This is a genomic window from Bradyrhizobium sp. 35 (assembly GCF_023073215.1).
GTDB classification, from domain to species: Bacteria; Pseudomonadota; Alphaproteobacteria; order Rhizobiales; family Xanthobacteraceae; genus Bradyrhizobium; species Bradyrhizobium canariense_D.
On the sequence record NZ_JADPJC010000157.1, the window covers coordinates 533,233 to 558,534 of the forward strand.

General features: G+C 63.2%; 25 protein-coding genes. 7 read left to right on the top strand and 18 right to left on the bottom strand.

Going from position 1 to position 25,302, the window contains the following annotated elements; genetic code table 11:
- Positions 1 to 40: 40 nt before the first annotated feature.
- The 12 genes from paaE to IVB36_RS34830 all read right to left on the bottom strand — a co-directional run bounded on the left by paaE (position 41) and on the right by IVB36_RS34830 (position 9,853).
- A complete protein-coding gene (paaE, locus tag IVB36_RS34775) occupies positions 41 to 1,123 on the bottom strand; it encodes a 1,2-phenylacetyl-CoA epoxidase subunit PaaE (RefSeq protein ID WP_247394347.1) in 1,083 nt (360 codons plus the stop codon).
- A 2-nt stretch (positions 1,124 to 1,125) separates the two neighbouring features.
- On the bottom strand, positions 1,126 to 1,629 hold the full coding sequence (gene paaD / locus IVB36_RS34780) for a 1,2-phenylacetyl-CoA epoxidase subunit PaaD (protein WP_018457018.1): 504 nt from the start codon (positions 1,627 to 1,629) through the stop codon (positions 1,126 to 1,128).
- Positions 1,623 to 2,393 (bottom strand): 1,2-phenylacetyl-CoA epoxidase subunit PaaC, encoded by a 771-nt coding sequence (paaC, locus tag IVB36_RS34785; RefSeq protein ID WP_085352161.1) that lies wholly within the window; start codon positions 2,391 to 2,393, stop codon positions 1,623 to 1,625. The genes paaD and paaC overlap by 7 nt, the downstream gene beginning before the upstream one ends.
- Entirely contained in the window at positions 2,393 to 2,680 is a 288-nt protein-coding gene (gene paaB, locus IVB36_RS34790; RefSeq protein WP_008136594.1) for a 1,2-phenylacetyl-CoA epoxidase subunit PaaB, read from the bottom strand. The genes paaC and paaB overlap by 1 nt, the downstream gene beginning before the upstream one ends.
- A 10-nt stretch (positions 2,681 to 2,690) precedes the next feature.
- Positions 2,691 to 3,683 carry a 1,2-phenylacetyl-CoA epoxidase subunit PaaA gene (paaA, locus tag IVB36_RS34795; RefSeq protein WP_247394628.1) on the bottom strand — a complete coding sequence of 331 codons (993 nt, stop codon included), beginning with the start codon at positions 3,681 to 3,683 and terminating at the stop codon, positions 2,691 to 2,693.
- Positions 3,684 to 3,759: 76 nt separating this feature from the next.
- On the bottom strand, positions 3,760 to 4,626 hold the full coding sequence (paaX, locus tag IVB36_RS34800) for a phenylacetic acid degradation operon negative regulatory protein PaaX (protein ID WP_247394365.1): 867 nt from the start codon (positions 4,624 to 4,626) through the stop codon (positions 3,760 to 3,762).
- 92 nt (positions 4,627 to 4,718) lie between these two features.
- A complete protein-coding gene (locus IVB36_RS34805) occupies positions 4,719 to 5,489 on the bottom strand; it encodes an alpha/beta hydrolase (protein WP_085362298.1) in 771 nt (256 codons plus the stop codon).
- Positions 5,490 to 5,690: 201 nt separating this feature from the next.
- Complete coding sequence (locus tag IVB36_RS34810; protein ID WP_018457023.1) at positions 5,691 to 6,977, bottom strand: DUF445 domain-containing protein; 1,287 nt, start codon at positions 6,975 to 6,977, stop codon at positions 5,691 to 5,693.
- 165 nt (positions 6,978 to 7,142) lie between these two features.
- Positions 7,143 to 7,598 (bottom strand): phasin, encoded by a 456-nt coding sequence (locus tag IVB36_RS34815; RefSeq protein ID WP_204510614.1) that lies wholly within the window; start codon positions 7,596 to 7,598, stop codon positions 7,143 to 7,145.
- A 202-nt stretch (positions 7,599 to 7,800) separates the two neighbouring features.
- The gene (locus IVB36_RS34820) at positions 7,801 to 8,394 is read right to left on the bottom strand and encodes a GNAT family N-acetyltransferase (protein ID WP_247394372.1); all 594 of its coding nucleotides are present in this window, start codon (positions 8,392 to 8,394) and stop codon (positions 7,801 to 7,803) included.
- Complete coding sequence (locus tag IVB36_RS34825) at positions 8,391 to 9,473, bottom strand: alpha/beta fold hydrolase (RefSeq protein ID WP_247394374.1); 1,083 nt, start codon at positions 9,471 to 9,473, stop codon at positions 8,391 to 8,393. The genes IVB36_RS34820 and IVB36_RS34825 overlap by 4 nt, the downstream gene beginning before the upstream one ends.
- Positions 9,470 to 9,853: a hypothetical protein gene (locus tag IVB36_RS34830; protein ID WP_018457027.1), complete on the bottom strand. Its 384-nt coding sequence runs from the start codon at positions 9,851 to 9,853 to the stop codon at positions 9,470 to 9,472. Before IVB36_RS34830 ends, IVB36_RS34825 begins: the two co-directional genes overlap by 4 nt.
- A gap of 170 nt (positions 9,854 to 10,023) precedes the next feature.
- On the opposite strand from IVB36_RS34830, the gene IVB36_RS34835 reads away from it, so the two are divergent.
- Both IVB36_RS34835 and IVB36_RS34840 read left to right on the top strand, forming a co-directional pair.
- On the top strand, positions 10,024 to 10,938 hold the full coding sequence (locus IVB36_RS34835) for an alpha/beta hydrolase (RefSeq protein WP_247394634.1): 915 nt from the start codon (positions 10,024 to 10,026) through the stop codon (positions 10,936 to 10,938).
- Between the two features lie 149 nt (positions 10,939 to 11,087).
- Positions 11,088 to 11,552, top strand: a complete 465-nt coding sequence (locus tag IVB36_RS34840; protein ID WP_247394638.1) for a nuclear transport factor 2 family protein — start codon at positions 11,088 to 11,090, stop codon at positions 11,550 to 11,552.
- Between the two features lie 29 nt (positions 11,553 to 11,581).
- Here IVB36_RS34840 and IVB36_RS34845 read toward each other — a convergent pair whose 3' ends face one another.
- The 6 genes from IVB36_RS34845 to IVB36_RS34870 are packed head-to-tail and all read right to left on the bottom strand — an operon-like array spanning position 11,582 to position 19,225.
- Positions 11,582 to 12,256 (bottom strand): spermidine synthase, encoded by a 675-nt coding sequence (locus IVB36_RS34845; RefSeq protein ID WP_247394381.1) that lies wholly within the window; start codon positions 12,254 to 12,256, stop codon positions 11,582 to 11,584.
- A gap of 30 nt (positions 12,257 to 12,286) precedes the next feature.
- On the bottom strand, positions 12,287 to 15,520 hold the full coding sequence (locus IVB36_RS34850) for a cytochrome P450 (RefSeq protein WP_247394643.1): 3,234 nt from the start codon (positions 15,518 to 15,520) through the stop codon (positions 12,287 to 12,289).
- Positions 15,521 to 15,565: 45 nt separating this feature from the next.
- Positions 15,566 to 16,561: an alpha/beta hydrolase gene (locus tag IVB36_RS34855; protein WP_085385882.1), complete on the bottom strand. Its 996-nt coding sequence runs from the start codon at positions 16,559 to 16,561 to the stop codon at positions 15,566 to 15,568.
- Positions 16,562 to 16,571: 10 nt separating this feature from the next.
- Complete coding sequence (locus tag IVB36_RS34860; protein WP_247394401.1) at positions 16,572 to 18,122, bottom strand: wax ester/triacylglycerol synthase family O-acyltransferase; 1,551 nt, start codon at positions 18,120 to 18,122, stop codon at positions 16,572 to 16,574.
- A 45-nt stretch (positions 18,123 to 18,167) separates the two neighbouring features.
- Positions 18,168 to 18,968: an alpha/beta hydrolase gene (locus tag IVB36_RS34865; RefSeq protein WP_247394404.1), complete on the bottom strand. Its 801-nt coding sequence runs from the start codon at positions 18,966 to 18,968 to the stop codon at positions 18,168 to 18,170.
- A complete protein-coding gene (locus IVB36_RS34870; RefSeq protein ID WP_007593837.1) occupies positions 18,968 to 19,225 on the bottom strand; it encodes a DUF6489 family protein in 258 nt (85 codons plus the stop codon). Before IVB36_RS34870 ends, IVB36_RS34865 begins: the two co-directional genes overlap by 1 nt.
- Positions 19,226 to 19,529: 304 nt before the next feature.
- Here IVB36_RS34870 and IVB36_RS34875 point away from each other — a divergent pair, with 304 nt between their 5' ends.
- The 5 genes from IVB36_RS34875 (at position 19,530) to IVB36_RS34895 (ending at position 25,253) form a co-directional block, all read left to right on the top strand.
- Positions 19,530 to 21,125 (top strand): ABC transporter substrate-binding protein, encoded by a 1,596-nt coding sequence (locus tag IVB36_RS34875; RefSeq protein ID WP_247394407.1) that lies wholly within the window; start codon positions 19,530 to 19,532, stop codon positions 21,123 to 21,125.
- Positions 21,126 to 21,229: 104 nt separating this feature from the next.
- On the top strand, positions 21,230 to 22,210 hold the full coding sequence (locus IVB36_RS34880; protein ID WP_085362290.1) for an ABC transporter permease: 981 nt from the start codon (positions 21,230 to 21,232) through the stop codon (positions 22,208 to 22,210).
- A gap of 10 nt (positions 22,211 to 22,220) precedes the next feature.
- Complete coding sequence (locus tag IVB36_RS34885; protein WP_018457036.1) at positions 22,221 to 23,192, top strand: ABC transporter permease; 972 nt, start codon at positions 22,221 to 22,223, stop codon at positions 23,190 to 23,192.
- A gap of 88 nt (positions 23,193 to 23,280) precedes the next feature.
- The gene (locus IVB36_RS34890; protein ID WP_247394409.1) at positions 23,281 to 24,267 is read left to right on the top strand and encodes an ABC transporter ATP-binding protein; all 987 of its coding nucleotides are present in this window, start codon (positions 23,281 to 23,283) and stop codon (positions 24,265 to 24,267) included.
- The gene (locus IVB36_RS34895; protein ID WP_018457038.1) at positions 24,264 to 25,253 is read left to right on the top strand and encodes an oligopeptide/dipeptide ABC transporter ATP-binding protein; all 990 of its coding nucleotides are present in this window, start codon (positions 24,264 to 24,266) and stop codon (positions 25,251 to 25,253) included. Before IVB36_RS34890 ends, IVB36_RS34895 begins: the two co-directional genes overlap by 4 nt.
- Positions 25,254 to 25,302: the final 49 nt, after the last annotated feature.

Below are 25,302 nucleotides of genomic sequence, written 5' to 3' on the forward strand. Positions count from 1 at the left end.
GATTGTTTGGACACGATGTTCTGCTGCCTGGCTAAAACTGTCAAACGTGGTCGTAGTCGACCACGACCCGCTCCGACGATGGCTTGGCCTGACAGGTCAGGACAAAGCCGGCCTTCAGCTCCCAGGGTTCCAGCGAGTAGTTGATGTCCATCGGCGCCTCGCCCTCCACCAGTTTGGCACGGCAGGTCGAGCACATGCCACCCTTACAGGCGAAGGGCAGATCGACACCGGCGCGTAGCGCCGCATCGAGGATCGCCTCGTCCTCTGCCACCGGCACGTCGCGGCGCTTGCCGTCGATGATCAGCAACGCGATCGCTTTCGGCGGCGCGTGCGGCGCAACGATCTTCTTCGGCCGCGGCTTGCCACCGAACTCCGAGACAAACCGCTCGACATGGATACGCTCCTCCGCGATGCCGAGATCGCGACAGGTCGCCTCGATGTCCTCGCTCATGCCGGACGGACCGCAGATGAAGACGTGATCGACGCTTTCCGCCGGTACCAGCGAGCGCAGCAGCACCCTCACCTTGTCGCCGTCGAGCCGGCCGTGCAGGATCGGAATGTCCTGTTCCTCGCCCGAGATGACGTGGAAGATCGAGAGGCGGTCGATGAAGCGATCCTTGAGCTCTTCGAGCGCCTCGAGGAACATGATGTTGTCGGTCGTGCGATTGCCGTAGAACAGGAAGAAGCGGCTGTCGGCTTCGCGCGCGAGGACGCCCTTGACGATCGACAGGATCGGCGTGATGCCGGACCCAGCGGCAAAGCCGACATGGATGCGGCCGCCGCCGGCCGGCGGGATCACGCCGAAGCGTCCCGTGGGCGTCATCACGTCCAGCGCGTCGCCACACTTCAAATCGTCCGCTGCCCAGCTCGAAAACGCGCCTCCATCAACCTTCTTGACGGCGATCCGTATCTCGCCGTCGTCGGGGCCGGAGCAGATCGAATAGGAGCGGCGCACTTCCTCGCCATCCAGCATGGTGCGGAGTGTGAGGTATTGGCCGGGCGTGAAAGCGTAGTCGGTCGCAAGCTCCGTCGGGATGGCGAATGTCAGCGATATGGCGTCCGACGCCTCGCGGCGGAGGTCGTTGACGGCCAGGCGATGAAAGCGTGGTGCGACTGCTGACATGGTCAATGACACTTGAAATAATCGAAGGGTTCGCGGCACGCCCTGCAGCGCCAGAGTGCCTTGCAGGAGGTGGAGCCGAATTCGGACAGCAGCTCGGTATTCGCCGAGCCGCATTGCGGGCACACAACGGCTTGCTCGCCGAACAGCGCGCGGCGTGAATTCGAGGCCTGCGGCGGTGCGATGCCGTAGGCATGAAGCTTCCGGCGGCCCTCTTCGCTCATCCAGTCGGTGGTCCAGGCCGGCGACAGCACGGTGCGGACCTTTGGACTGCGGAAACCGGCGCGCTCCAGCGCGACCTCGATTTCCAGCGCGATCATGTTCATGGCCGGACAGCCCGAATAGGTCGGGGTGATCGCGACCTCGACCTGATCGCCGTCGAGGACGACATCACGAAGCACCCCGAGATCGGCGATGGTCAAAACCGGGATTTCGGGATCGACCACGCTCGCCGCGGCATCCCAGGCCCGTCGGCGCAGGTCGCTATGGGGCTCCAGCACCGTCACCATGTCTGCCCCGGGAAGGTACGCTGTATCGATTGCAGCTCTGAGAGGAGATGGCCGAGATGCTCGCTGTGCCGGCCCACGCGGCCGCCCTGCTGCATCCAGTCGTTCTGCGGCAGCTTGAGCGTTGCTTCGCCGATCACATCCGAAAGTGTCGTCAGCCAACGACCCCGCAAGGTGCCTGGGTCTACGGCGATACCGGCATGGATCAAGGCGTGCTCGCCGTCGTCGACGGCAAACATCTCGCCGGTGAAAGCCCAGAGATGATCGATCGCAGCCTGCGCGCGGGCATGGCTCTCGTCGGTGCCGTCGCCGAGCCGGATCATCCACTCCGAGGAATGCCGCAAGTGATAGGCACTCTCCTTCTCCGACTTCGCGGCAATCGCAGCGAGCGTCGTATCGCGCGAGGTCATCATGGCGCGCCAGTAGAGATCGGCGAAGGCGGAATAGAAGAACTGCCGCACCAGCGTCTGGGCAAAGTCGCCGTTCGGCTGCTCGAGGAGCAGCAGATTGCGATACTGCCTGACATCGCGAAGGTAGGCGAGCTTGTCTTCGTCGTTGTCCTTGCCTTCGGCTTTGGCTGCGTAGGTGTAGAGCTCGCGGGCCTGGCCGATGAGGTCGAGCGCGATGTTGGAGAGCGCCATGTCCTCTTCCATCATCGGCGCATGCCCGCACCATTCCGACAGGCGGTGGCCGAGGATCAGCGCGTCGTCGGCGCGGCGTAATGCGTAGAGCACCAGCGGTGTTTCGGAGACCTCGATGTTCGCCATCACATGTGTCCTACTTCCTCAGGCACCTCGTAAAACGTCGGGTGGCGGTAGATCTTTGATTCCGCCGGCTCGAACATCATGCCCTTCTCGGCGGGATCGCTTGCGGTGATCGCCGTCGACGGCACCACCCAGATCGAAAGGCCCTCACCGCGACGCGTGTAGATATCGCGGGCGGCTTGCAAGGCCATCGTGGCGTCGCTCGCATGCAGCGAGCCGACATGCTTGTGCGCGAGCCCGTTGCGGCTGCGAATGAAGACTTCCCACAGCGGCGTGTTCGGCGTGGCCATCGCGATCTCCCTACTCTGCCGCTTGTGCAGTTCGACGCTGCGTGCGCTTTGCGGCATAGCTAGCTGCCGCCTCGCGCACCCAGGCGCCCTCATCGTGCGCCTTGCGGCGTGCCGCGATGCGATCCCGGTTGCATGGGCCGTTGCCGGCGAGCACCTGCTTGAACTCGGTCCAGTCGATCTCGCTGTAGCGCCAGTGCCCGTCGGCGTCCTGAATCATGCCGGGATCGGGAATGGTCAGGCCGAGATATTGCGCCTGCGGCACGGTGGCGTCGACGAACTTCTGCCGCAGCTCGTCATTGGAGAAGCGCTTGATCTTCCACTTCGTCGAGGTGTCGCTGTGCTGGCTGGTGGCATCGGGCGGGCCGAACATCATCAGCACCGGCCACCACCACCTATTCAAGGCATCCTGCGCCATCGCCTTCTGCTCGTCCGAGCCACGGCACAGCGTCAGCATGATCTCGTAGCCCTGGCGCTGGTGGAACGACTCCTCCTTGCAGACGCGGATCATCGCGCGGGCATAGGGACCGTAGGAGCAGCGGCACAGCGGGATCTGGTTCATGATCGCGGCGCCGTCGACCAGCCAGCCGATGGTGCCGATGTCGGCCCAGGTCAGCGTCGGATAATTGAAGATCGAGGAATATTTTGCCTTGCCCGCGAGCATGGCGTCGACCAGCTCTTCGCGCGAAGTGCCGAGCGTCTCGGCCGCGGCATAGAGGTAAAGCCCGTGGCCGCACTCGTCCTGCACCTTGGCGAGCAGCGCGGCCTTGCGGCGCAAGGACGGCCCTCGCGTGATCCAGTTGCCTTCGGGCAGCATGCCGACGATTTCGGAATGAGCGTGCTGGGAGATCTGGCGGGTCAGCGTCTTGCGATAAGCCGCCGGCATCCAGTCGTTCGGCTCGATGCGCTCCTCGGCATCGATGCGCGTCTGGAACTGCGCAGCGTTGGCCGCATCCTCGAGGCCGCGATCATCGGTCTCGGCCGTGTTCAGCGCCTGGGTATACATGCGCATCCTCCCATTTTATTGAGGGGCAATATATAACAAGAATCAGATCACGCAAGATATTTCTGTAACATAACAATCAAGTCTCGAATCTCCTCTCCAGGAGTTTCCGCGCCGGCGGCAATGGCCCCTTTTCATTGGTCCCATGACCATCAAGCCATTGTTCCGATGGGACAAGCAGCGCGCGATAGATGTCGCCGCACAACGCACGGGCGGCCTTGCCTGGCCAGTTCGCCGGAAGCAGGCTTTCGGGCAGCAGCGGATCGCGCAGCACGACTCGGCGATAATGGTGGATCAGGAGGATGCGCGCCGTGAAGGCGTCGGCCTCGGACAAGTCGCTGCCGCGCGCGATCGCGGCGCGCAGCGGCTCGAACGTCTTCATGAACTTGAGATAGGCGTCCGCGGTGCGATCCAGCGGCCAGCTCGCACTGAGCAGCCGGCGACCACTGTCATCCTCGGCCGAGACCTCCAGACGGATGGCGCCCGCGGCCTCGCCGGGCACTGGCACGCCTGACGGGGCGACCCACACGCCCGGCAGCGGGCTGCCGAAGCCGGCATTGCGGAGCGCCTCGCGCGAGGCATCGCGATCCTCCCCATTGCCGATCAGAAGCAGCTCGAAGCGCCCGGTCCAGTCGGACGGCGGCGGATCGTAGATATGCCGCGTCGCGGCCTCGAAGATCTGGCGGCCCTTGTCGGCCAAGCGGTAAAAACTATTGCGGCCGACCTTTTCGCGCGTCAGCCAGCCATCGGCAGCAAGCCGCGACATCGCGGTACGCACCACGCCGCTGTCGATGTCCAGGGTCTCGAAGAATTCCAGCAGCGTGCCGAGCCATACCGAACCGCCACGCGGCACGATGGCATCACCGAATACCGTGATGACGATAGAGCCGGTGCGCGACGGCTCGCGCTTGAGCTGATCGATGATGCGGGACAACGGATGCGCCATGCGCGAGGCATAGCGCGTTTGGTGCGGGCACGACAATGGACGGGTGCGACGCTCTTCTCCCTTGCCCCGTTCTTACGGAGAGAGGCAAAGAATTACCGATGCGGATCGGGATAGACCACGCTGCGCCAGCCGCTGCGGTCGAAGGGCCGCCAGCTGCCTTCCTTCTGCGCAAGGCGATCAGCCACCGCGAAGACGGCGGCGGGATGATGGCCCATGCCGCAATGGCTGCTCTCGATTTCGATGCTCTCGGTCTGTGCGCCCGTCTTCTCCACGCAGCCCTGCCAGGCGCAGACGCCGTCGGTGCGGCTGAAGATCGCCGTGGTCGGCACCGGCGGCGGAACGGCGAGATCGCCACCGAACTGCGGATCGACCTCGTTGGACTTCCGCCCGCTCGCCCATTCATAGACGCGCCAGGCATTGGTCGAATGCGGATCGCCGGCAAAGGGGCTGCCGAGCGTGATCACCTGGCGTACGCGGTCGGGCATCATCTTGGCGAGCTGGCGCGCATAGAGACCGCCGAGGCTCCAGCCGACCAGGCTGATCTTGCGGCCGTGCCTGTCGCTGAGCTCCTGAACCAGATCCACCATCGCGTGCTGCACGCCCTCGCGCAGGCCATAGTTGCGGCCCTGGCGCCAGCCGCTCACCGCATAGCCCTTGCCGGACAGAAAGGTGCGCAGTGCACGCGTGGACCCGTCGGAGGCCACGAGGCCCGGCAGAACCAGCACCGGATGCCCATCGCCGCGCGGCGCGAGGCTGAGCAGCGGCAGCGCGCCGAGGAAGGCGCCGAACTCGTGGATCGCTCGCCCTTCCAGGAACATCAGGGTGCGAGACGGCGGGCTCAGCGTCTGGGCAGTAGCGGTCATCCATGGTCCCCTTGGGAAAATTGCTGAAAAGGCCACCGGTTGTTTGCCGGCAAATGGGTATGGGATTCCAACACGCCGGCTTCTTGATCGTTCCGCAACGCAACATGAATCAGCTAGGCAGCGGGTTCCCGACATTCAAGCGGGAGACACCCCGGGCCACAATAGGCCCGCGCGTTAATGCTGACGTCCGTGACGCAAAAGTCACAACAATCGAAGCAGGAATTCTACGGAGTAAAGCGCAAGACCCGCCAGCCCGCCGATCAGCGAGCCGTTGAAGCGGATGTATTGCAGGTCGCGGCCAATGTTGATTTCGATCAGCGAAATCAGCTGCGCCATATCCCACGATTTGACCTGGTCGGAGATGAAGGTCGAGACGCCGCTCTTCTGGTCCGCGACGAAACTGCGCAGCACCGCGACCAGCCCCTTGTTGATCTCGCCGCGCAGCTCGGCATCGCCCGCAAGCGCTTCGCCCGCCGCGACACACATGCCCGCGAGATGATGCTGCAGCACCTGCGTCTCGCCGCTTGCACTACGTTCGATGAAGGACCGCGTATTGGCCCAGACGGTGCGGGCGAGATCGGCAAGCTCGGGACGCGCGAGCAGATCGCGCTTCAAGCCGTCGATGCGGTCGATATAGGCCTGGTCGGTGCCGAGCCGGTCGACGAAGCTCAGCACCATGCGATCGAACTCGCCGCGAAAAGGATGTTTGGGATCGCTGCGCACTTCATTGAAGAACGCGGTGGCGGAGGCCACGATCTTGTTCACCAGAAACTTGTCGGCGCGATAGAGCCTGAGCAAGGTTGGCAATTCCGCGCGCACCTTCTCGCGGATGATCGCCATCGTCTCGGTCTGGTTCAGCGTCTCGTGCATCACGCGCAGAAGATCGTCGAACAGGATCTGGTGCCGCCCTTCCGCGACGAAGCCGCGCAACGTGCCGGCCGCGAGCGGCGCCAGATCGACGGCCTGGAGCTGCGAGGACATGCGGCGGATGATGAAGGTCATCAGACCGGAGCTCTCGGTCGCGGAGACAGCCTCCGGCAGCAGGCGCAGCGCAAAGCGCGCGAGGTCATCGCTGCGCTTGCGATCGCGCAGCCAGTCGGCGACGAAGGAGCCGAAATCGATCTCCTTCAGCTTGGCCTCGACGGGAGCGGCCTCGAGGAAATGCACCTGGATGAACTCGCCGAGCTTGTCGGCGATACGGGCCTGGTTGCTCTGGATGATCGCGGTGTGTGGGATCGGCAGGCCGAGTGGACGCTTGAACAGCGCGACCACCGCATACCAGTCGGCGAGCCCGCCGATGGTCGCGGCTTCGGCGAAGGCCGCGATGAATCCGAACACGGGATGTACGGGCAGCAGCCATTTCGCAACGACGAACAGGACAAGCGTCGAGCCCAGCACCAGCGTCGCCAGCGCTTTCACGCGGCGCAATTCGGCTGCGCGTTCGGCATCGCCGGGAGTGTCGAAAGAGAAGGCGCCTGATGGAGTCATCACAGCATCACCCTATCCGTCATTGCGAACGAAGCGAAGCAATCCAGAGTCTTTCCAAGGAGGCAGACTGGATTGCTTCGCTTCGCTCGCAATGACAGCTACGGCGGAATAACAAAAGGCCCGCCGAAGCGGGCCTCAAATTCAGTTTTTACTCAGGGGGCCGTATCAGGCGGTCTTGTTGTAGACCTTGGCAAAATTGTCCTGAGCGGACTTCGCACCGTTAGCGGCGAGCTTGCCGAAATAGTCGGTGGTCGCCTTGGCGCGCGAGACGAACGCTTCGCCGCGGGCGCGGAGCAGGCCGGACTGGATCTCGACAGCTTCGCTGAACGACTTGGCGGACGCGAGCTTGTCGATGCCCGCGAAGAATGCCTCGGCGTCCTCGTAGATCGCCTGCTGGATGTTGCGGCTGATCTTGCCGGCTTCGGTGACGGTCTCGGTCACCGCGTTTTCGACGGCGGCGGTCACGCGCTCGGAGCCAGCGAACACCTCGGCAGCACGATCCTTGGCAGTGTTGGCGGACTTCTTGACGAACTCGCGGGCGGCCTCGGGAACTTCCAGGTTCTGGATGTTCTTGAACGCGTCCTTGAAGCCTTCGAAAGCGGTGTTGGTTTCGGTGGTCATTGGGGGTCTCTCCATCCTCATTGGTTGAGCTATGGGCTCACCCCGTCCGGTTTTGGCCCGGGGCACGGCTTATATGCCATAGTTAATTGTGCGATGCAATATCCATATTGCAGTGCGATATCACGAAACCGTGAATAGCCATGTTGAGAGGGATCTGGCGCCTCCCTGACCATCCGGGTTCCCGAACACCGTCCAGCGGTTCTCAATGCTGGGCGGCGCCAAGCAGCCCATAGGCCTCCATCTGGGCCTGGACCTGCGCGATGTTGTGCCCGAGCACCACGATATCGTGGGTCTTGCCGTCGACGTCGCGAACATGGTCGCGCAGCAGTGCCTCGGCCTTGAAGCCAAGGCTCTCGAACAGCGTGATCGCCGCCTGCTGATCGACCGTCATTTGGACCGAGAGCTTCTCGAGGCCGGCCCCGAGCGCGAGGGCGAAGGTCTCCTGCGACAGCGTCCTTCCCACCCCCTTCCCGCGCACGTCGAGCGAAACCACCATTCGGATCTCGCCGACATGAGGCGACCAGGAGTGCGGATCGCGCACCAGCGTGCCGCAGCCGACGACCGTGCCGTCCCTGACCGCGAGCAGGCTCGTGATCGCGCCGCGCGCGATCTCCTTGACCCAGGCGGAGAGCACCTTCGGCTCACTGATGTTGCGCGGCAGGAACAACAGGTCGTGGGTCGGCAGGCCCTTGCCGAAGGCGAGCACCGCGGCTTCGTCCGCCGGGGACATCAGGCGGATCTCGATATCGCCCGCGTCCGTCTTCACATGGCGCGGATAGGAACGCTGCTCACTCATGTCGATCTCTTCCCCAGCCAGGAATCCAGTTTCGGCCACAGCCGCTTCACCGCATTGGCGCCGGCGACCAGCGAGACGTGACCGCCCTTCAGCATCACCTCCTCCTTGTCCTCCGATCCGATCTTGGCGATCAGGTGCTTTGCCGCCTCATACGGCACGATGTGGTCATGCTCGGCGACCGCATGCAGGAACGGCACCTTGATGTCCTCGAGCTTCGCCGCACGGCCGCCGACCGACATGGTGTCGTTGAACAGCTTGTTGTCCCACATCAGGTCCTTGGTGATGGTGCGGAAATATTCGCCGGCCAGCGGCAGCGTGTCGGTCGCCCAGCGGTCGAACATCCGGTAGGATTTGACGAACTCGTCGTTCCAGATGTTTTCCCAGAGCTGGATCTGGCTGACGGTGCGGGAGGCCGGGCGCAGCATCTCGAACGACGACAGGATCATCTCGGGCGGCACGTTGCCGACGCTGTCGACGAGGCGATCGACGTCGAAATAGCGACGGTCGGAGAAGTTCGAGAACAGCTTCATCTCGCGAAAGTCGATCGGCGTGGTGAAGCAGATCAAATTCTTCATCGGCCCATCCTTGTGGATCGAGCCGTAGAGCAGCGACAGCACGCCGCCGAAGCAATAGCCGATGACGGAGACGTCCTGTTCGCCGGAATCCTGCTGCACGCGGCGGATGCAGTCCGGGATGAAGTCGAGGACATAATCCTCCATGCGGAGGCTCTTCTCCTCCGGCCGTGGCGCGCTCCAGTCGAGCATGTAGACGTCGTAGCCGCGCTTCAACAGGAACTCGATGAAACTCTGGCCGGGCACGAGGTCGAGAATGTAACCGCGATTGGTGGTCGCCATCACGATCAAAATCGGAATTCGATAGATCTCGTCGGACATCGGTCGATAGTGGTAGAGGCTCATCGTGCCGCGTGAATGCAGCATGTCCTTCGGCGTCGACCCGAGCGTGGGGCCGGACGTCGAGAAATATTCGACGCCCTTGATGCTTCTCTGGATGGCGCGTTGCACCTCGGACTGGATGCGCTCCGGGATCCCTGCGAAGTCTAATCCGGCGGGTGCATTCATGTCTTCTCTCCGCCTTCAGACGGCGGGCGCTTGGTGCGCGGCGGGCGCAATGCAGTATCGGAGCCCTGAGAAATTCCGGAACTTGCCGCCATCTGGCTCAGCATCGACTTGATCTCACCGATCTGTCCTTCGATGGACTGTAGCCGTTCCGCAAGGCCGGTGACCTGGTCCCGGCTCGGCAGATTCATGGAGACCAGATATTTCTCCATGAGGTCGCCGAGCTGCTTCTGAGCACCTGCAGCAACGCCGCCGGCCCGGTTCACGGCTTGCGAAAACTCGGGCGACGACATGGCCTGATTGGCGAAGGAGTTGAACCCCTTCTCCATCTCGCCAACCATCTTCTGCCACATGGCAATGGGGTCGTTGCTTTTGTCGGTCATCGGCGTCCTCCTGAAAGCGAGAGCTTCGATGCCCTTCCTTTTTCGCCATACCACACCGTTGCGAGGTGCCGGTCAACCGGCAAGCAGCGGGTCCGGTGTCGCGGACGCGGCTTCATTGCGAGGGGAAACCGTGCGATACAGCATTAATCAAAAGCCGAGGGAACGCACCCGTGAACGCCTATCATCCGCCGCAAACCGTCCACGCCAACGGCATCGACATCTGTTACGAGACTTTCGGCAACGACAGTGCCGAGCCGCTGCTTCTGATCATGGGGTTAGGCGCCCAGATGATCCACTGGGACGATGCGTTCTGTGAGCAGCTCGCCGCGCACGGCTTTCGCGTCATCCGGTTCGACAATCGCGACATCGGCAAGTCGAGCCATCTCACAGGCGGCAAGCGTCTGACGCCGCTCGAGCTGTTGAAGCTCCGATTCCTCAGGATTCCCGTGGCCGCAACCTACAAGCTGATCGACATGGCAAAAGACACTATCGGGCTGATGGATGCGCTCGGCATCAAGTCGGCGCACCTGGTCGGGGCGTCCATGGGCGGCATGATTGCGCAGGAAGTGACGTTGTCGTTTCCCGAGCGGGTGCGCTCGCTCACCTCGATCATGTCGACGACCGGCAATCCGCGCCTGCCGCCCCCGACACGCGAGGCCGCCGCGATGCTGATGGCGCCGCCGCCGCGCAGCAAGGAGGAGTTCATCGTCCGCTACGGCCAGACCTGGAACGTGTTGCGGGCCGGGTCCTTCCCGGAGGAAGAGGCGCTCGATCCCGGTCGTGCCGAGCGCGTGTTCGCGCGCGGGCTCAATCCGGCCGGTGTCGGCCGGCAGCTCCGCGCGGTGCTCGCCTCGGGTAGCCGCAAGGAGCGGCTGCATGGCGTCAAGACGCCGACACTCGTCATCCACGGCACCGTCGATCCGCTGGTCCGCCCCGAGGGCGGCAGGGACACGGCAGAGTCAATTCCGGGGGCCAAGCTGCTGATGATCGACGGCATGGGCCACGCGCTGCCGATGCGGTTCTGGCCGGACATCATCGACGCCATCGCCAAGCACGCCCATGGCGCGGAGGTGCAGGCGGCGTAGATTGACCGACGCAGACAGTCTCCTCACGGTGACCATGTGAGCTGCCGGTTACTCTCTTAACGCGTGCCGGTGCGAAAGCTATACAGGCCTCCTTCAATCGCCGAGAACCTCAATCGCCAACAAAGAGGCCGCGGCCTCTCGGAGTTCACATGCATCTCATCGTCCGGTCGGCCGCAATCGTCGCTGCTTCAGTCCTCTCGCTGTCCCTCGCCAGCGGCGCCGCGATGGCGGGTGGCGCGCAAGAAGAAGCCAATCGCAAAACTGTGCTTGCGTTCTACGAGAAGGGGCTCAACCAAAAGGACGCCGATGCAGCCCTCGCCCACATCGGCGACCGCTACGTCCAGCACAATCCAAACGCAGCCGATGGCCCGGACGGCTTCCGAAAGTTCATTGGCTTCCTGCGCGAGAAATTCCCGAACTCGCACAGCGAGATCAAGCGCAGCTTCGTGGATGGCGACTACGTCATCCTGCACGTTCACGCGGTTCGCGAGCCCGGCAGCAGGGGCAATGCGATCGTCGACATCTTCAAGCTGGAGAACGGCAAGGTTGTCGAACACTGGGACGTCGTGCAACCGATCCCGGAAAATCCGGCGAACAACAACACGATGTTCTGACGGATCGAACCGGTTGCTGGGCAGGCGGCCTAGCTCTTCCTCGCCAGCCAGATCACGTGACGTGCGCCACCGCCTCTTCCGGTGGCGCGGATATTGACTTCGTTGACTTCGAATCCGGCGCTCCCGAGCCGCTTGGTGAAGGCCGGGTTGGGCCCCGAGGACCAGACCGCGAGCACGCCGCCCGTCCGCAGCGCCGTCTTCGCCGCCTTCAACCCGCTCGCATTGTAGAGCGCATCATTGCCCTTCCGGGTCAGCCCTTCCGGCCCGTTATCGACGTCGAGGAGGATGGCATCGAATGCCGACCGCTGCGCCCGGATGATTTCGCCAACGTCGGTTTCCCGAATGCTCACCCTGACGTCATCGAGACTGTCGCCGAACACCTGCGCCATCGGACCCCGCGCCCAGGCGACCACCGCCGGCACGAGCTCGCAAACCACGATCTTCGCCTTGCTTCCGAGCACGGTCAGCGCAGCACGCAGCGTAAAACCCATGCCCAGGCCCCCGATGAGGACGACAGGTTTTGCGACCGTCTCGATCTGCTTCGCCGCGAGCGTGGCGAGCGCGGCCTCGGAGCCCGACAGGCGGTTGTTCATCAGCTCGTCGGTGCCGAGCTTGATGGAGAACTCCTTGCCTCGCCGCATCAGGCGAAGCTCTTCATCGGAGCCGGGGATTTTGGCGGTATCGATCTTTTCCCAGGGAATCATGCGAGAGCTTTAGCACGTCCGGCTGCCGGGTTATCCACCCGCCCATACGTCCAGCACATACCGGTTCTTTGCACCCATCTCCTCGATCCAGCGGGCAGCCGTGGCGGCATCGCTGCCGCTCTTCTCGCGATGGATCGCGACCAGCGCCGCCTTCACGTCGGGCTCCATCTTGCTGCCGTCGCCACAGACATAGACGATCGCGCCCTGCTCGATCAGCGGCCAGATCTTGTCCTCCTGCGCAGCGAGGACGTGCTGCACGTAGGTCTTTGGCCCCTCCGCGCGCGAGAACGCCGTGAACAGCTCGGTGATGCCGCTCCCCGCCAGCGCCTTCAGCTCGTCCGCGTAGAGAAAATCCTGACCGGGATGACGGCAGCCGAAAAACAGCATGGCCGGGCCGAGCGCGGCGCCGTTGGCCTTGCGCGCGGCGCGCTCCTGGAGGAAGCCGCGGAACGGCGCCAGTCCCGTGCCCGGGCCTATCATGACGATCGGCACGGATGGATCGTCCGGGAGCCGGAAGCCGGCCTTGGTCTCACGCACGATTGCATGGATAACGTCGCCCGCGCGTCGATTGGCGAGATAGTTCGAGCAGATACCCTTGTACGTGCCGCGGCCGGAGGCGGCCGGTCCTTCAACCACGCCGACCGTGACGCTGCAACGAACCGGGTCGACCGACGGCGAAGACGAGATCGAGTAATAGCGCGGCGCCAGCAGGGAGAGCATTTCCAGATAGACGTGGAACGGCAATTCACAGGCCGGATATTCGAGCAGCAGATCGAACACCGATTTTCGCCTCGCCAGAATCTCGGTGCGATAACGCTCGAGTGTTTCAGCCTCCTCGCCAACGAAGGCCAGCAGTTTTGGTTTCGTGACCGGACAACGCGTATGCTCGGTAATGATCTGAATCTGCTTCCGTGTCGCCACTTGCTGGAGCTCGACGAACTCGCTGAGCAGGCGGCCCACTGACACGGCATCGCCGACCGGCAATTGCGCGCGGCGGCCTTCGGCGACCTGAAGCCTGATCTGGTCGGCCGGCAGGAAGCCGAAGCGACGGGCAACCGAATCCACCAGCGTCGGATCGTTGCGCGGGACCACACTCAGATGATCGCCGACGCGGTACGTGATGTTGGACGGCAGCTGCACCTCGATGTGGCGCGTCGAGCGCTCCGACGGATTGGAACCGGCCTTGTTCTGAAGCTCGTCATTGACCAGCACCTTCATGGCCACCGCGCCGCCCTGGGCGACGATGGTGTTGACGGCGGTCACCGCGACCGGCTCGATCGCGTAGAGCGGATCATCCTCCGCGGTACGGGTGAAATTCCAGTCGATGCCGAATTCCTTGGTCGCGACCTGGGCGGCCGCCGGGAACCATTTCTGAAACTGGCCGTCGAGATCGCTGCGCGCATCGCCTTCGCCACGCGGATAGACCGCGCGCGCACCATGCGCCGATAATTGTTCATCGATGAAGCGCGGTACCGATTGATAGGTCGCGGCCCAGTCGCTGTTGCCGCAGCCGAACACGGCGTAGCGCACATCGGCAAACGCATCCTTCGGCAGCTCGTCGCCGAGCCATTTGACAAATTGTGTCGCATTGTCCGGCGGCGCGCCGTTATAGGAGGCGCAGATGATCAGGACGCCGCCCTCCCGCGGCAGCTTGCCGACGTAATCGTCGAGCGGCCCCAAATGCACGGCAAAGCCGTTGATCTCGGCAAGGTCGGCCATCCGCGTCGCCAGCTCTTCGGCGGTGCCGAGATTGGAGCCGTAAAGTACGAGCATCGGCGTGTTGTGGCCGGGGCGCGCGGTGGGCTGGCGCGGTGCCTTCGGCGCCGACGACACCGCTACAGGTCCACCATAGGCGCCGCGCTCGCGATCGGCGCGCGGACGGACCTTGATCTTGAAGCCTTCCGGCTTCATCGTGAGCGTTTCCTTCAGATGCATCTGGTAGCGCTGGTGGTCGACCAGCTTGAAGCGCTGGAGGATCATGCCGAGCGCGAGCGCGGCCTCGTGCATGGCGAAGCCGCGGCCGATGCAGGCGCGCTGGCCGTTGCCGAACGGCTTCCAGGCATTGATCGGCCGTTTGGCTTCCGCCTCCCGGCTGAAATTCTCCGGATCGAACGCATCCGGGTTGGGACCCCAGACAGAGGGATCGCGATGCAGCGCGGTCACCAGGATGGTGGTGAACGTGCCCTTCCTGAGCTTGTACTTGCCGCCGCCGATAGCCTCGTCGTTCAGTGGGGAGATGCCATAGGCCGGCGCCGGCGGCCATAGCCGCAGCGCCTCCTTGAGGATCTGCGTGATATAAGTGAGCTGCGTGACCTGTTGATAGGTCGGACGCACGTCGACATTGGGACCGAGGACGCGGTCGACCTCGTCATAGGCTTTTTTGAGAATGTCGGGGTGCTTGAGCAACGCATAGAGCGCGCAGGACAACAGGCCGCTGGTGGTCTCGTGGCCTGCGATCAGGAACGTGTTGATCTGGTAGCGGATGTTGACGTCGTCGAGCTGCTCGCCGGTCGAGCGATCGACGCCCGTCATCATCGCCGCAAGCATATCCTTCTTGTCGTCGGTCGCCTCGCCTCCCTTGCGGCGCTCCGCAATGATCTCGTCGACCATCCTGTTCATGAAGTCGACATCTTCAGCCATGGTCTTGCGCCGCTTCTGCATCCAGAGCTGCTCGAACGGCAGGCCGCGCGTCATCATGATGGTTTCGAGCGAGCGCACCAGCGACTCGACGAAGGGGTGGTAATCGCGCCGGTAGAACGAATTGAAGCGGTAGTCGAAGCCGCACAGGCCGATGGTATCCAGCGTCAGCGCCGTCATGTCGTGGACGACGTCGATCTCGTCGTCGGCGTTGAGCCGTTCCCATTTGCCCACGAGCTGCTCCGCGATGTCGACCATGCTCGGGTGATAGGACTGCATGGCGCGGTTGCCGAAAGGCTGGAGCAGGATGTTGTGCGCCTTGCTCCAGTTCGGCTCCCTGGTGTCGGCCGTGAACAAGCCGTCGCCGCCGACCGCGCGCACCCGCCGCAGGGCACCGCGCACCGTCTTGTCGAAACGCTTCTCGTCGGAGAGCTCGTCGACGAGATCGTGGCCGGAGACGACCACGATCGGCGAGCCCATCATGTCGAGCCAGAAGATCGGCCCCAGCTCCTTGGCAAGCCGGGTCAGATGCTGCACCGGTGCGGCCGAATCCAGCGACAGCATGTTGCCGACCACCGGCTTGGTCGGCGGCTGCGGGATCGGGTCCAGACGGTTCTTCGATGACATTAAAAGTGCTTCCCCTGCCTCGGTATTCAACGCCGTCGTTGCGAGCTAGCCAAACCGCCTTCTACGCCATTCGATCAGCTTGGCGCTGACTTCCTCCGGCTTCTCCTGCTGCGTCCAATGGCCGCTGTCGCGGACCAGATATTTTTCCAGATCGGGGATCAGCTTGTCCATGCCATCGGCGGAAGACGGCGGCAACACCGCGTCGTTCTCGGCCATGATCATCAGCGACGGCACGCGCACCGTATGATCGAGCCCTTCGGCGCGCATCCAGTTGCGGGACATATTGCGGTACCAGTTGATGCCGCCGGTGAAGCCCGTCCTGGTGAAATTGTCCACGAACACCTTTTTCTCTTCCGGCGACAGGATCGGCGTGCGAGGATCGTGCTTCGCATCGTAGCCCGCGATCATCTGCGGAAATGCCAGGTTCAGTCGCGGGGAGGCACCGACACCCGCGACGACTTCCTCCGCCGGAGCATCTGCCGGGCGCGCTACGGGCTTGCGCATGAAGGCATCGAAGGTCTGCTCGACGCGACTGCCAAAGATCTTGTCGGGCTCACGCGCGGGATCCTGGAACTGCACGATATACATCTTTTCGCCGAAGCGCGCGCGCAGGAGCTCGATCGGATCGGCCCAGGCGCGGTTGGTATGAGGCGTATTGATGCCGACCACGCCGGCGACCCGGTCGATGTGCCGGAGTGGCATCTGCCAGACGATAAAACCGCCCCAGTCATGGCCGACGAAGATCGCCTTATCGATCTGAAGATGGTCGAGCAGGCCGATCAGATCGCCGGTCAGGTGCTCGATGTCGTAGTCCTCGACCGGCTCTGGCCGGTCGGTCGCGCCGTAGCCGCGCTGGTCCGGCGCGATCACGCGGATGCCGGCCTCGCTCAGCGCCTTGATCTGGTGGCGCCAGGAAAATGCGAGTTCGGGCCAGCCATGGCACAGCACCATCGGCGGCTTGTCTGTAACCGGGCCCGCCTCGTAATAGCCCATGCGGATTCCGTTCGTCTGTACGAACTTGAGCGGTGGCATTTCAATCATCGGAACATTCCTACTCAGCGGCGCCCTTGATGTCCGCCGCGGGCGAAGCATAGGCAGCCTCGAGCGCGGCGAATTCTTCCGGCAGCATGTCGCACATCACCTCCACGTGCGGAATGATGTTGGCGCCGACGATGAAGCCGAAATCGAGCTGGTCGCGATAGCTCTGCACGGTGATGTTGAGCGCCTGTCCGTGCGTCGAGATCGATACCGGGAAGATGTGCAACAGCTCCGCGCCCGCGGCGTAGAGCGTCTGCCGCGGCCCCGGCACGTTGGACACCGTAATGTTCGCAGCCGGCGGCAACACATTCGACAAGTCGGAGCGGCTGTAGAGCAGCGCCATGATCTGCACGACAATCGGCGCGCCCAGCATCGAGATATTGGAGATCTGCGGCATCAGAGCCCGCAGCGGATGCGACATCTCCTTGGACTTGGTCGATTGCGCGATAATGGCTTCCAGGCGTGCCTTGGGATCGTCGATGTTGGTTGCGATCGAGCAGATCATGCCGAACACCTGGTTGTTGGCGTCGGTGTTGCCCTCCTCGCGCAGCGAGATCGGTACGGCAGCGGTCAAGGACTTCGCCGGCAGCGTTCCATGTTGCTGCAGGTAGCGCCGGACCACCCCGGAAGCGAGCGCCAGCACGACGTCGTTGAGTTTGCCGCCGGCCTGCTTGGCCAGCGCCTTGGATCGCGACAGCGAAATCGAGACACCGGCGAAGCTGCGCTCGGACGAGATCGATTTGTTGAGCATGGTCGGCGGCGAGACCATGCTGGCGAGGCTCTCGCGCGATTTTGGATCGGATATCTTGCCGAGCACGTCCGAGACGCTCTTGACCATGGTTGGGATGTTGCCGGCAAAGCGCACCGCACTTTCGATCTGGTACATCGCATTGTCGAACAGGATCGAACCGATATCGCTCTTGCCGGTGCGTGGCAGCTGCAGATTCTTCGCGGCCGCCGATGCATCGAGCGGCTGGGTGAAAAGCTGCTGGTAGGAATCGACCAGGTTCGCTGCGATGTCGCGCGGCTCCTGCCCGGGCTTCGCTCCCGCGGTCGGCGGATCGACCTTCCGCGGGATCGGCGAGATGTCGTAGATCATGTTGGTCAGCGCCGCACCGGCGCCGCCGTCGATGGCGGCATGATGCATCTTGGAATAGAGCCCGACCTCGTTGTCCTTCATGCCCTCGAACACGTAGAACTCCCAGAGCGGGCGGGCACGGTTCAAGAGCTTGGCGTGCATCCAGCCCACGATGCGTTCGAGCGTAGCGCGGTCGCGCGGCTGCGGCAGGCTGGCGCGGAAGATGTGACGGTCAATGTCGAACTGATCGTCCTCGATCCAGGAGGGATGATCGATATCGAGCGGCGCCTTCTCCAGCCGCGCTTTGAGGATCGGCGCGATGTGCAGGCGCGAGACGATCATCGCCTTGAAATCTTCGAAGAAGTCGCCCTTGTAGTCGTCCGGCAGACGAAAGATCGCCATGCTCCCGACATGCATCGGCATTTCCGGCGTTTCCAGATAGAGAAACGACGCGTCCAGCGACGACAGCTTCTTACCGTCAGCCATAGTTCCCTCCCGAATTTGACGGGCGCCCTTAGGCGGCGCTTCTCGTCAGGCCGATACTGCCTGTTCCGGCGGGGCATATGCAATGGCAAACGGCCCTGCCCTGTCAAATGGCCAGAACTCTCCCTCCGGTTGCGCAAGACGGTCCGCCACGGCCCACAGCGCCGCGGGATTCACCCCAAGCCCGATATGGCTCGCCAGGTGCACCTCGATGTTCTCGGCACGGTCGGAGGGACGCAGCAGGCAGGTCCGCCAGTTCACAATCCCATCGGCGCGCGAATAGATCGACGTCGCTGGCACCGGAAGATCGCCGGCGACCGCCACGCGCAGCTCGGCGAAATCCTCGACACGCTCGCCGGACATCATCTCGTAGAGCCGCGTCGCATTGGTCGCCCGTATGTCATTGGCAAAAGGGCTGCCGAGCGTGATGGCATTGCGGACCATGTCGGGCGCCTGGAGCGCGAGATCGCGCGCATAGACGCCGCCGAGACTCCATCCGACCAGGCTGACCTTGCGGCCGCTCGCAGCATGGATTTCGGCGAGACGGGCGCGCAACGAATCCCGCATCCGTCCGAACCCGCCGAAATTTCGGCCCATCCGCCAGGCATGTGCCTCATAGCCAAGCTCGCTGAGATAGCGCCGCATCGGCGCCATCGAGAGATCGCTGGCGAGGAAGCCAGGCAGCGCCAGCACCGGATGGCCGTCGCCTTTTGGCGCCCGCATCAGGACCGGCGACAGCAGCAGGCTGGCGTTGAGTTCGAGCAACCCACGGGCTTCGGCGAGCAGCAAAGCAAGGCCCGGCGGACGAAGCCGGCCTGAGGTCTGCGGCCCGTCCGGACCGGGCGGCATTATTTCTTCTTATCGCCGCTGCGCGTGCCGCCGAGGCCGGCCATGGTGACGAACATGTCCTGAAATCGCTCGGCAAGCTTTGGATCGAAGGTGAACCAGCTCTGGATCAGCGATTCCGGCGAGACCTTGTCGATGTTGCTCAGAACCTGCTGCTGCAGCTTGTCCATGACCGCCGTCTGCATTGGTGCCAGGTCGGGCAATCCGATGAACTGACGGGCTTCGAGGGGGGTACAGTCGATTTCGATGTTAACTTTCATGTCCCCTCCAGATGAGATTCGAGCGGCCTACTGCAGTATCGCCGCGAGGCGGTGTACAACGCAAGCGACCTGAAGCCGGTGGCGGCGCTCCGGCTTCCCCGATCGGCGGATATGGTCAATCAAAATCGGCCGCGGCCGCGCCCGTCCTCCCGTCATGCCGGTCAGCATTGCTGCACAGCGGTGCAACTTGGCGCGTTCCTTGCTGGAATGACGCTTGCACGGGTCGAGAACTCTGGGCAACATGGTTCGATCAGCCCCGCCGAACAATCAAAAATGACGGTGCGGGCGAGTGGAGAGGTCAAGAATGTCAGTCGGACGAAGTCTGTTTGCGGCGACGCTCGCCAGTATGCTTGCGTTGGCGGTCTCGCCGGCGTCGAGCCAGACGCTGCGCTACGCCAACCAGGGCGATCTCAAGTCGCTTGATCCGTATTCGCTGAACGAGTCCACCACGCACGCTCATCTCGGTCACGTCTATCAAGGCCTCACCGCGCGCGACAAGGACCTGAAGATCATCCCGGCGCTGGCTGAGAGCTGGGAGACACCGGAGCCGACCCGCTGGCGCTTCCATTTGCGCAAGGGCGTCAAATTTCATAACGGCGACCCCTTCACCGCCGACGACGTGCTGTTCTCCGCCGATCGCGTCCGCAACAAGAACTCGAACATGCAGACCCGGCTGGCGCCCAACGTCAAGGTCGTCAAGGTCGACGACTACACCGTCGATTTCGTCCTGCCCTCGCCCAATCCCATTCTGCATTCGTCGTGGGATGTCTGGTACATCATGGACAAGAAATGGGCTGAGGAGAACAAAGCGGTCGAGCCGACGCCGGTGTCCGCGACCTCTCCGAGCTATGCCTCGCTTCACGAGAACGGCACCGGTCCCTTCATCATCGAAAGCCATCAGCCCGGTGTGAAGACCGTGTTCAAGGCCAATCCCAACTACTGGGGCAAGATGGAAGGTAATCTGAAGGAGATTATCTTCACCCCGATCTCGTCCGATGCCACCCGCGTCGCCGCGCTGCTCTCGGGTGAAGTGGACGTGATCGAGCCGGTGCCGATCCAGGACATCTCCCGCGTCGATGCGAGCCCGAATGCCCAGGTGCTGAAGGCCCCTGAGTTGCGCACCATCTTCATCGGATTCGATCAGACGCGTGACGAGCTGCTCTACTCCAACATCAAGGGCAAGAACCCGTTCAAGGATGTCAAGGTCCGCGAAGCCTTCTACAAAGCCATCGACATCGAGCTGATCAAGACGCGGGTGATGCGCGGGCTGTCCACGCCCTCGGCGCTGATGATCGCTCCGGAATTGTTCGTGCTGTCCAAGGAGTTCACCCGGCCGAAGTTCGATCCAGATGGTGCCAAGAAGCTCCTGGCCGAGGCCGGGTACCCCGAAGGCTTCGAGGTCACCATGGATTGCCCGAACGATCGGTACGTCAACGACGCGGCGATCTGCCAGGCCGTCGTGGGCATGCTTGCCCGCATCGGCGTCAAGATCAATCTGCTGGCGCAGCCCAAGGCGCAATACTTCGCCAAGGTGTTGAAGCAGGGCGGCTATCAGACCTCGTTCTACATGCTGGGCTGGACGCCGAGCACGATGGACTCCCATAACGTGCTCTACGACATCATGGGCTGTCGCGACGATGCGAAATCATCGCGCGGCGAGGCCAATCTCGGCGGCTATTGCAACAAGGAATTCGACGCCATCACCGACAAGGTGCTGGTCGAAACCGAGACCACAAAGCGCAACCAGCTGATCAAGCAAGCGTATGAGATCAGCATCAAGGACTGGGCTTATATTCCGCTGCACCAGCAGGCGCTGGCCTGGGGCGTATCGAAAAAGGTCAACCTGCCGCAGCGCGCCGACAATCTGGTCATGTTCCACTGGGCGACCAAGAAGGAATAGCGTCAGTTGAACACAAGGTCCCGGCAGCGTCAGGCTACCGGGACCTTTCCTTTTTCGGCTGACAAAGACGTCGGCCAGACGCACACTCAAGGAAAGTGGAAGGCATGCTCGCTTTCACTCTTCGCCGGGCCGTTCAGGCCATCGGCGTCATGTTCGCCGTCGGCATCATCGCGTTCTCGATGTTCCGCTTCGCCGGCGACCCCATCAACCAGATCGTCTCGCTTGATACGCCGGCGGCCGAACGCGCCGCCGTGCGCAAGTCGCTGGGCCTCGATGATCCCGTGCCGGTGCAGTTCGTGCGCTATTTCGCCGATGCGGCGCAATTCAAGTTCGGCGTCTCCTATCAATTCCGCCAGCCGGTCTCGACGCTGTTGATGGAGCGTATGCCGGCAACGCTGGAACTTGCGATCTGCGCGACCGTATTTGCAATGATCTCCGGCATCCTGATGGGCGTCTATTCGGCGCTCAGGCGCGACACCCTGCTCGCCAAATTATTCCAGGCGGTTTCGCTGATTGGCATCTCGCTGCCGACTTTCCTGATCGGCATCCTTCTGATCTACCTGTTCGCAGTGACGTTGGGCTGGTTGCCCTCGTTCGGCCGGGGCGAAGTCGTCAAGCTGGGTTGGTGGACCACGGGCCTGCTCACATTGTCGGGCCTGAAGGCGCTGATCATGCCCTCGATCACGCTCGGCCTGTTCCAGATGACCCTGATCATGCGGCTGGTGCGCGCGGAGATGCTGGAAGTGCTTCGGACAGATTATATCCGCTTTGCCCGCGCCCGCGGGCTGACAACCCGTGCCATTCATTTCGGCCACGCGCTGAAGAACACGCTGATTCCGGTGATCACGGTAGCCGGCCTGCAGTTTGGCTCGGTTATTGCATTTTCGATCATCACCGAAACCGTGTTCCAATGGCCCGGCATGGGACTTCTGTTCGTACAGGCCGTGCAAAACGTCGATATCCCGATTATGGCCGCCTACTTGCTGATGGTCTCACTGATTTTCGTCACCATCAATCTGGTGGTCGACATCCTCTACACCGTCGTCGATCCGCGCCTGCGCGCGACCGTCGGCCGCGCCACATAAGGCAGCCTGTATGTCCGAAGTGGTCGCCTCTCATCCCGACAAGCCGAGCACGCTGCCGACGCATGCCGCCCGCAGCTGGTTCAGTCGCGCACTCAACAGCGACATCTTCTATTCGTTTCGCCGATCCAAGCTGACCATGGTGGCGGCAGTCATTACCGTGCTGTTCTTCCTGCTCGCGATCTTTGCCTCCGCGCTCGCGGTGCAGGACCCGTTCGATCCGGCACAGCTCCAATTGATGAATTCCCGGATCTCACCGCTCTGGACCGCCGAGGGGCAGAGCCCGTTCCTGCTCGGCACCGACGAGCAGGGCCGCGACGTGTTCTCCGCCATTCTCTACGGGCTGCGCATCTCGCTCGCCGTCGGCGTGGCCGGCGTGATCTTCGCCGGCGCGCTCGGCATCGCGCTTGGCCTGGTCGCCGGCTATTTCGGGGGCGCGGTGGACGGCGTGATCATGCGGATCGCCGACGTGCAACTCACTTTTCCCGCCATCCTGATCGCGCTGCTGGTCAACGGCATCGCCAAATCGATCCTCGGCAACCGGCTGGATGCAACCAGCATGCTGGTGGTGCTGGTGATCTCGATTGGCCTGAGTTTCTGGGTCGGGTATGCCCGCACGGTGCGCGGTTCCGTGATGGTCGAGAAGAACAAGGATTACGTGGCGGCCGCGCAATTGATCGGCCTTCCCGCACCAAAGATCATGTTCCGCCATGTGCTGCCAAACACGATGGGTCCGATCCTGGTCATCGCCACGATCAACCTTGCGCTCGCCATCATCACCGAGGCAACGCTGTCCTTCCTTGGCGTCGGCCTGCCCGACACAATGCCCTCGCTCGGCACGTTGATCCGCATCGGCAACAACTACCTGTTCGCGGGCGAATGGTGGATTGTGGCCTTCCCTGGTATCGCGCTCGCTGCCCTGATCCTGTCGATCAACCTGCTCGGCGACTGGCTGCGCGACGCGCTCAACCCGAAGCTCCGATGAACAACATTTCGATGAGCAAGACTCGGATGAGCGAGACTTGGATGAGCATGATTCGGATGAGCAAAACCTGGATGAGAGCGTCTCGCTCATGACCGACCCCATCCTCTCCGTGCGTAATCTTCAGGTCGAGTTCGCCTCCCGCCGCGGCACGCTACGCGCCATCGATGGCGTCTCCTTAGACATCGCCAAGGGCGAGGTACTCGGCGTGGTCGGCGAATCCGGCGCCGGCAAGTCCGTCACGGGCTTGGCTGTGATCGGCCTGATCGATCCGCCGGGCCGCATCGCCGGCGGCGAGATTCGCCTTGCGGGCCTGCGCATCGACAATTTGCCGGCAGAGGAGCTGCGCCGTATCCGGGGAAAACGGATCGGCATGATCTTCCAGGACCCCCTCACCTCGCTCAATCCGCTCTACCGCGTCGGCGACCAGCTTATCGAGACGATCAGAACGCATCTGAACCTGTCCGAGACCGCCGCCCGCCGCCGAGCCATCGACCTGCTCGCCGAAGTTGGAATCCCGGCTCCGGAAAAGCGCATCGACGGCTATCCGCACGAATTCTCCGGTGGCATGCGCCAGCGCGTGGTGATTGCGCTCGCGATCTGCGCCGAACCGGAGCTGATCATCGCCGACGAGCCGACCACCGCGCTCGACGTTTCCGTGCAGGCGCAGATCATCTCGCTGATCAAGCGTCTCGGCCGCGATCACGGCACTGCGGTGATGCTGGTGACCCACGACATGGGCGTGATCGCCGAGACCTCCGACCGGGTCGCGGTGATGTATGCCGGCCGCGTCGCCGAGATCGGTCCGGTGCAGGACGTGGTCAGGAACCCGCTGCACCCCTACGCCAAGGGCCTGATGGGAGCGATCCCGACGCTTGCCGGCGACGACAAGCGTCTGGTGCAGATCCCCGGCTCCATGCCGCGCCTGTCGGCGATCCCGCGCGGCTGTTCGTTCAATCCGCGCTGCGCATTCGCATTCGACCGATGCCGCGTGGAGAGGCCGGAGCCGCTGCCGCGCGGCACGCAAGCCGTCGCCTGCCATCTCTATGACGGCGTGCCGGCGGAGAGCGCGGCATGAGCGCTCCCTTCATCCAGGCCACGAATCTGCGCCGCGTCTTCGACGTCTCGAAACCCTGGCTCAACCGCATGCTCGAAGGCGGGCAGCTCGAATATCTCAAGGCCGTCGATGGCGTCACCTTCGACATCAGGAAGGGCGAGACCTTTGCACTGGTCGGCGAATCCGGCTCGGGCAAGACCACGGTGGCGCGGATGGTCGTCGGCTTGCTGCCGCCAAGCTCCGGCAACGTCTTGATCGACGGCATCTCAATGACCGATCCGCGGCAGGCCCAGGCGCGGCGGAAACTGCGCCGCCGCATCCAGATGATCTTTCAGGATCCCTATGCGAGCCTGAACCCACGCTTCCGAGTCGACGCCATCATCTCCGAGCCAATCCGCGCGTTCGACCTGATCGAGGGCGAGCGCGACATCCAGGCGCGGGTCGGAGAGCTTCTCACCCTCGTCGGCCTGCATCCCGACGACAGGTTGAAATTTCCGCACGAATTCTCGGGCGGCCAGCGTCAGCGCATCGCGATCGCGCGCGCGCTCGCCTCCGACGCGGAGTTTATCGTCTGCGACGAGCCGACCTCCGCGCTTGACGTCTCCGTGCAGGCGCAGATCCTGAACCTGATGCGCGACCTCCAGGACAAGTTCGGCTTGACCTACATGTTCATCAGCCACAACCTCGCCGTCGTCCGCCACATGGCGAGCCGCGTCGGTGTGATGTATCTCGGCCGCATCGTCGAGATCGCGGAAGGGCGCGAGCTGTTTGCCCATCCGCGCATGCCCTATACCAAGATGCTGCTTGGCGCCGTGCCTGATCTTGCCATGAGCGGCCGCCAGCGCATCCCCGTGAAGGGCGAGATCCCGAACCCGATCAACCCGCCGTCCGGGTGCGCCTTTAATCCGCGCTGCCCGCTGGCGTTCGATCTCTGCCGTAGGGAAGCACCTGAATTGATCGACGGCGTCGCCTGCCACGCGGTCAACACCGCGCCGGTACCGGCGTGACGCGCGCGTGCCATGCAGCCTGCGCATTTGGCGGCGGCCTGGCCCTGTG

What these genes read in the sequence shown, in the direction of transcription:
- paaE (WP_247394347.1), bottom strand. Translation starts at nt 1,123, where the DNA reads ATGTCAGCAGTCGCACCACGCTTTCATCGCCTGGCCGTCAACGACCTC.
- paaD (WP_018457018.1), bottom strand. Translation starts at nt 1,629, where the DNA reads ATGGTGACGGTGCTGGAGCCCCATAGCGACCTGCGCCGACGGGCCTGG.
- paaC (WP_085352161.1), bottom strand. Translation starts at nt 2,393, where the DNA reads ATGGCGAACATCGAGGTCTCCGAAACACCGCTGGTGCTCTACGCATTA.
- paaB (WP_008136594.1), bottom strand. Translation starts at nt 2,680, where the DNA reads ATGGCCACGCCGAACACGCCGCTGTGGGAAGTCTTCATTCGCAGCCGC.
- paaA (WP_247394628.1), bottom strand. Translation starts at nt 3,683, where the DNA reads ATGTATACCCAGGCGCTGAACACGGCCGAGACCGATGATCGCGGCCTC.
- paaX (WP_247394365.1), bottom strand. Translation starts at nt 4,626, where the DNA reads ATGGCGCATCCGTTGTCCCGCATCATCGATCAGCTCAAGCGCGAGCCG.
- IVB36_RS34805 (WP_085362298.1), bottom strand. Translation starts at nt 5,489, where the DNA reads ATGACCGCTACTGCCCAGACGCTGAGCCCGCCGTCTCGCACCCTGATG.
- IVB36_RS34810 (WP_018457023.1), bottom strand. Translation starts at nt 6,977, where the DNA reads ATGACTCCATCAGGCGCCTTCTCTTTCGACACTCCCGGCGATGCCGAA.
- IVB36_RS34815 (WP_204510614.1), bottom strand. Translation starts at nt 7,598, where the DNA reads ATGACCACCGAAACCAACACCGCTTTCGAAGGCTTCAAGGACGCGTTC.
- IVB36_RS34820 (WP_247394372.1), bottom strand. Translation starts at nt 8,394, where the DNA reads ATGAGTGAGCAGCGTTCCTATCCGCGCCATGTGAAGACGGACGCGGGC.
- IVB36_RS34825 (WP_247394374.1), bottom strand. Translation starts at nt 9,473, where the DNA reads ATGAATGCACCCGCCGGATTAGACTTCGCAGGGATCCCGGAGCGCATC.
- IVB36_RS34830 (WP_018457027.1), bottom strand. Translation starts at nt 9,853, where the DNA reads ATGACCGACAAAAGCAACGACCCCATTGCCATGTGGCAGAAGATGGTT.
- IVB36_RS34840 (WP_247394638.1), top strand. Translation starts at nt 11,088, where the DNA reads ATGCATCTCATCGTCCGGTCGGCCGCAATCGTCGCTGCTTCAGTCCTC.
- IVB36_RS34845 (WP_247394381.1), bottom strand. Translation starts at nt 12,256, where the DNA reads ATGATTCCCTGGGAAAAGATCGATACCGCCAAAATCCCCGGCTCCGAT.
- IVB36_RS34850 (WP_247394643.1), bottom strand. Translation starts at nt 15,520, where the DNA reads ATGTCATCGAAGAACCGTCTGGACCCGATCCCGCAGCCGCCGACCAAG.
- IVB36_RS34855 (WP_085385882.1), bottom strand. Translation starts at nt 16,561, where the DNA reads ATGATTGAAATGCCACCGCTCAAGTTCGTACAGACGAACGGAATCCGC.
- IVB36_RS34860 (WP_247394401.1), bottom strand. Translation starts at nt 18,122, where the DNA reads ATGGCTGACGGTAAGAAGCTGTCGTCGCTGGACGCGTCGTTTCTCTAT.
- IVB36_RS34865 (WP_247394404.1), bottom strand. Translation starts at nt 18,968, where the DNA reads ATGCCGCCCGGTCCGGACGGGCCGCAGACCTCAGGCCGGCTTCGTCCG.
- IVB36_RS34870 (WP_007593837.1), bottom strand. Translation starts at nt 19,225, where the DNA reads ATGAAAGTTAACATCGAAATCGACTGTACCCCCCTCGAAGCCCGTCAG.
- IVB36_RS34875 (WP_247394407.1), top strand. Translation starts at nt 19,530, where the DNA reads ATGTCAGTCGGACGAAGTCTGTTTGCGGCGACGCTCGCCAGTATGCTT.
- IVB36_RS34880 (WP_085362290.1), top strand. Translation starts at nt 21,230, where the DNA reads ATGCTCGCTTTCACTCTTCGCCGGGCCGTTCAGGCCATCGGCGTCATG.
- IVB36_RS34885 (WP_018457036.1), top strand. Translation starts at nt 22,221, where the DNA reads ATGTCCGAAGTGGTCGCCTCTCATCCCGACAAGCCGAGCACGCTGCCG.
- IVB36_RS34890 (WP_247394409.1), top strand. Translation starts at nt 23,281, where the DNA reads ATGACCGACCCCATCCTCTCCGTGCGTAATCTTCAGGTCGAGTTCGCC.
- IVB36_RS34895 (WP_018457038.1), top strand. Translation starts at nt 24,264, where the DNA reads ATGAGCGCTCCCTTCATCCAGGCCACGAATCTGCGCCGCGTCTTCGAC.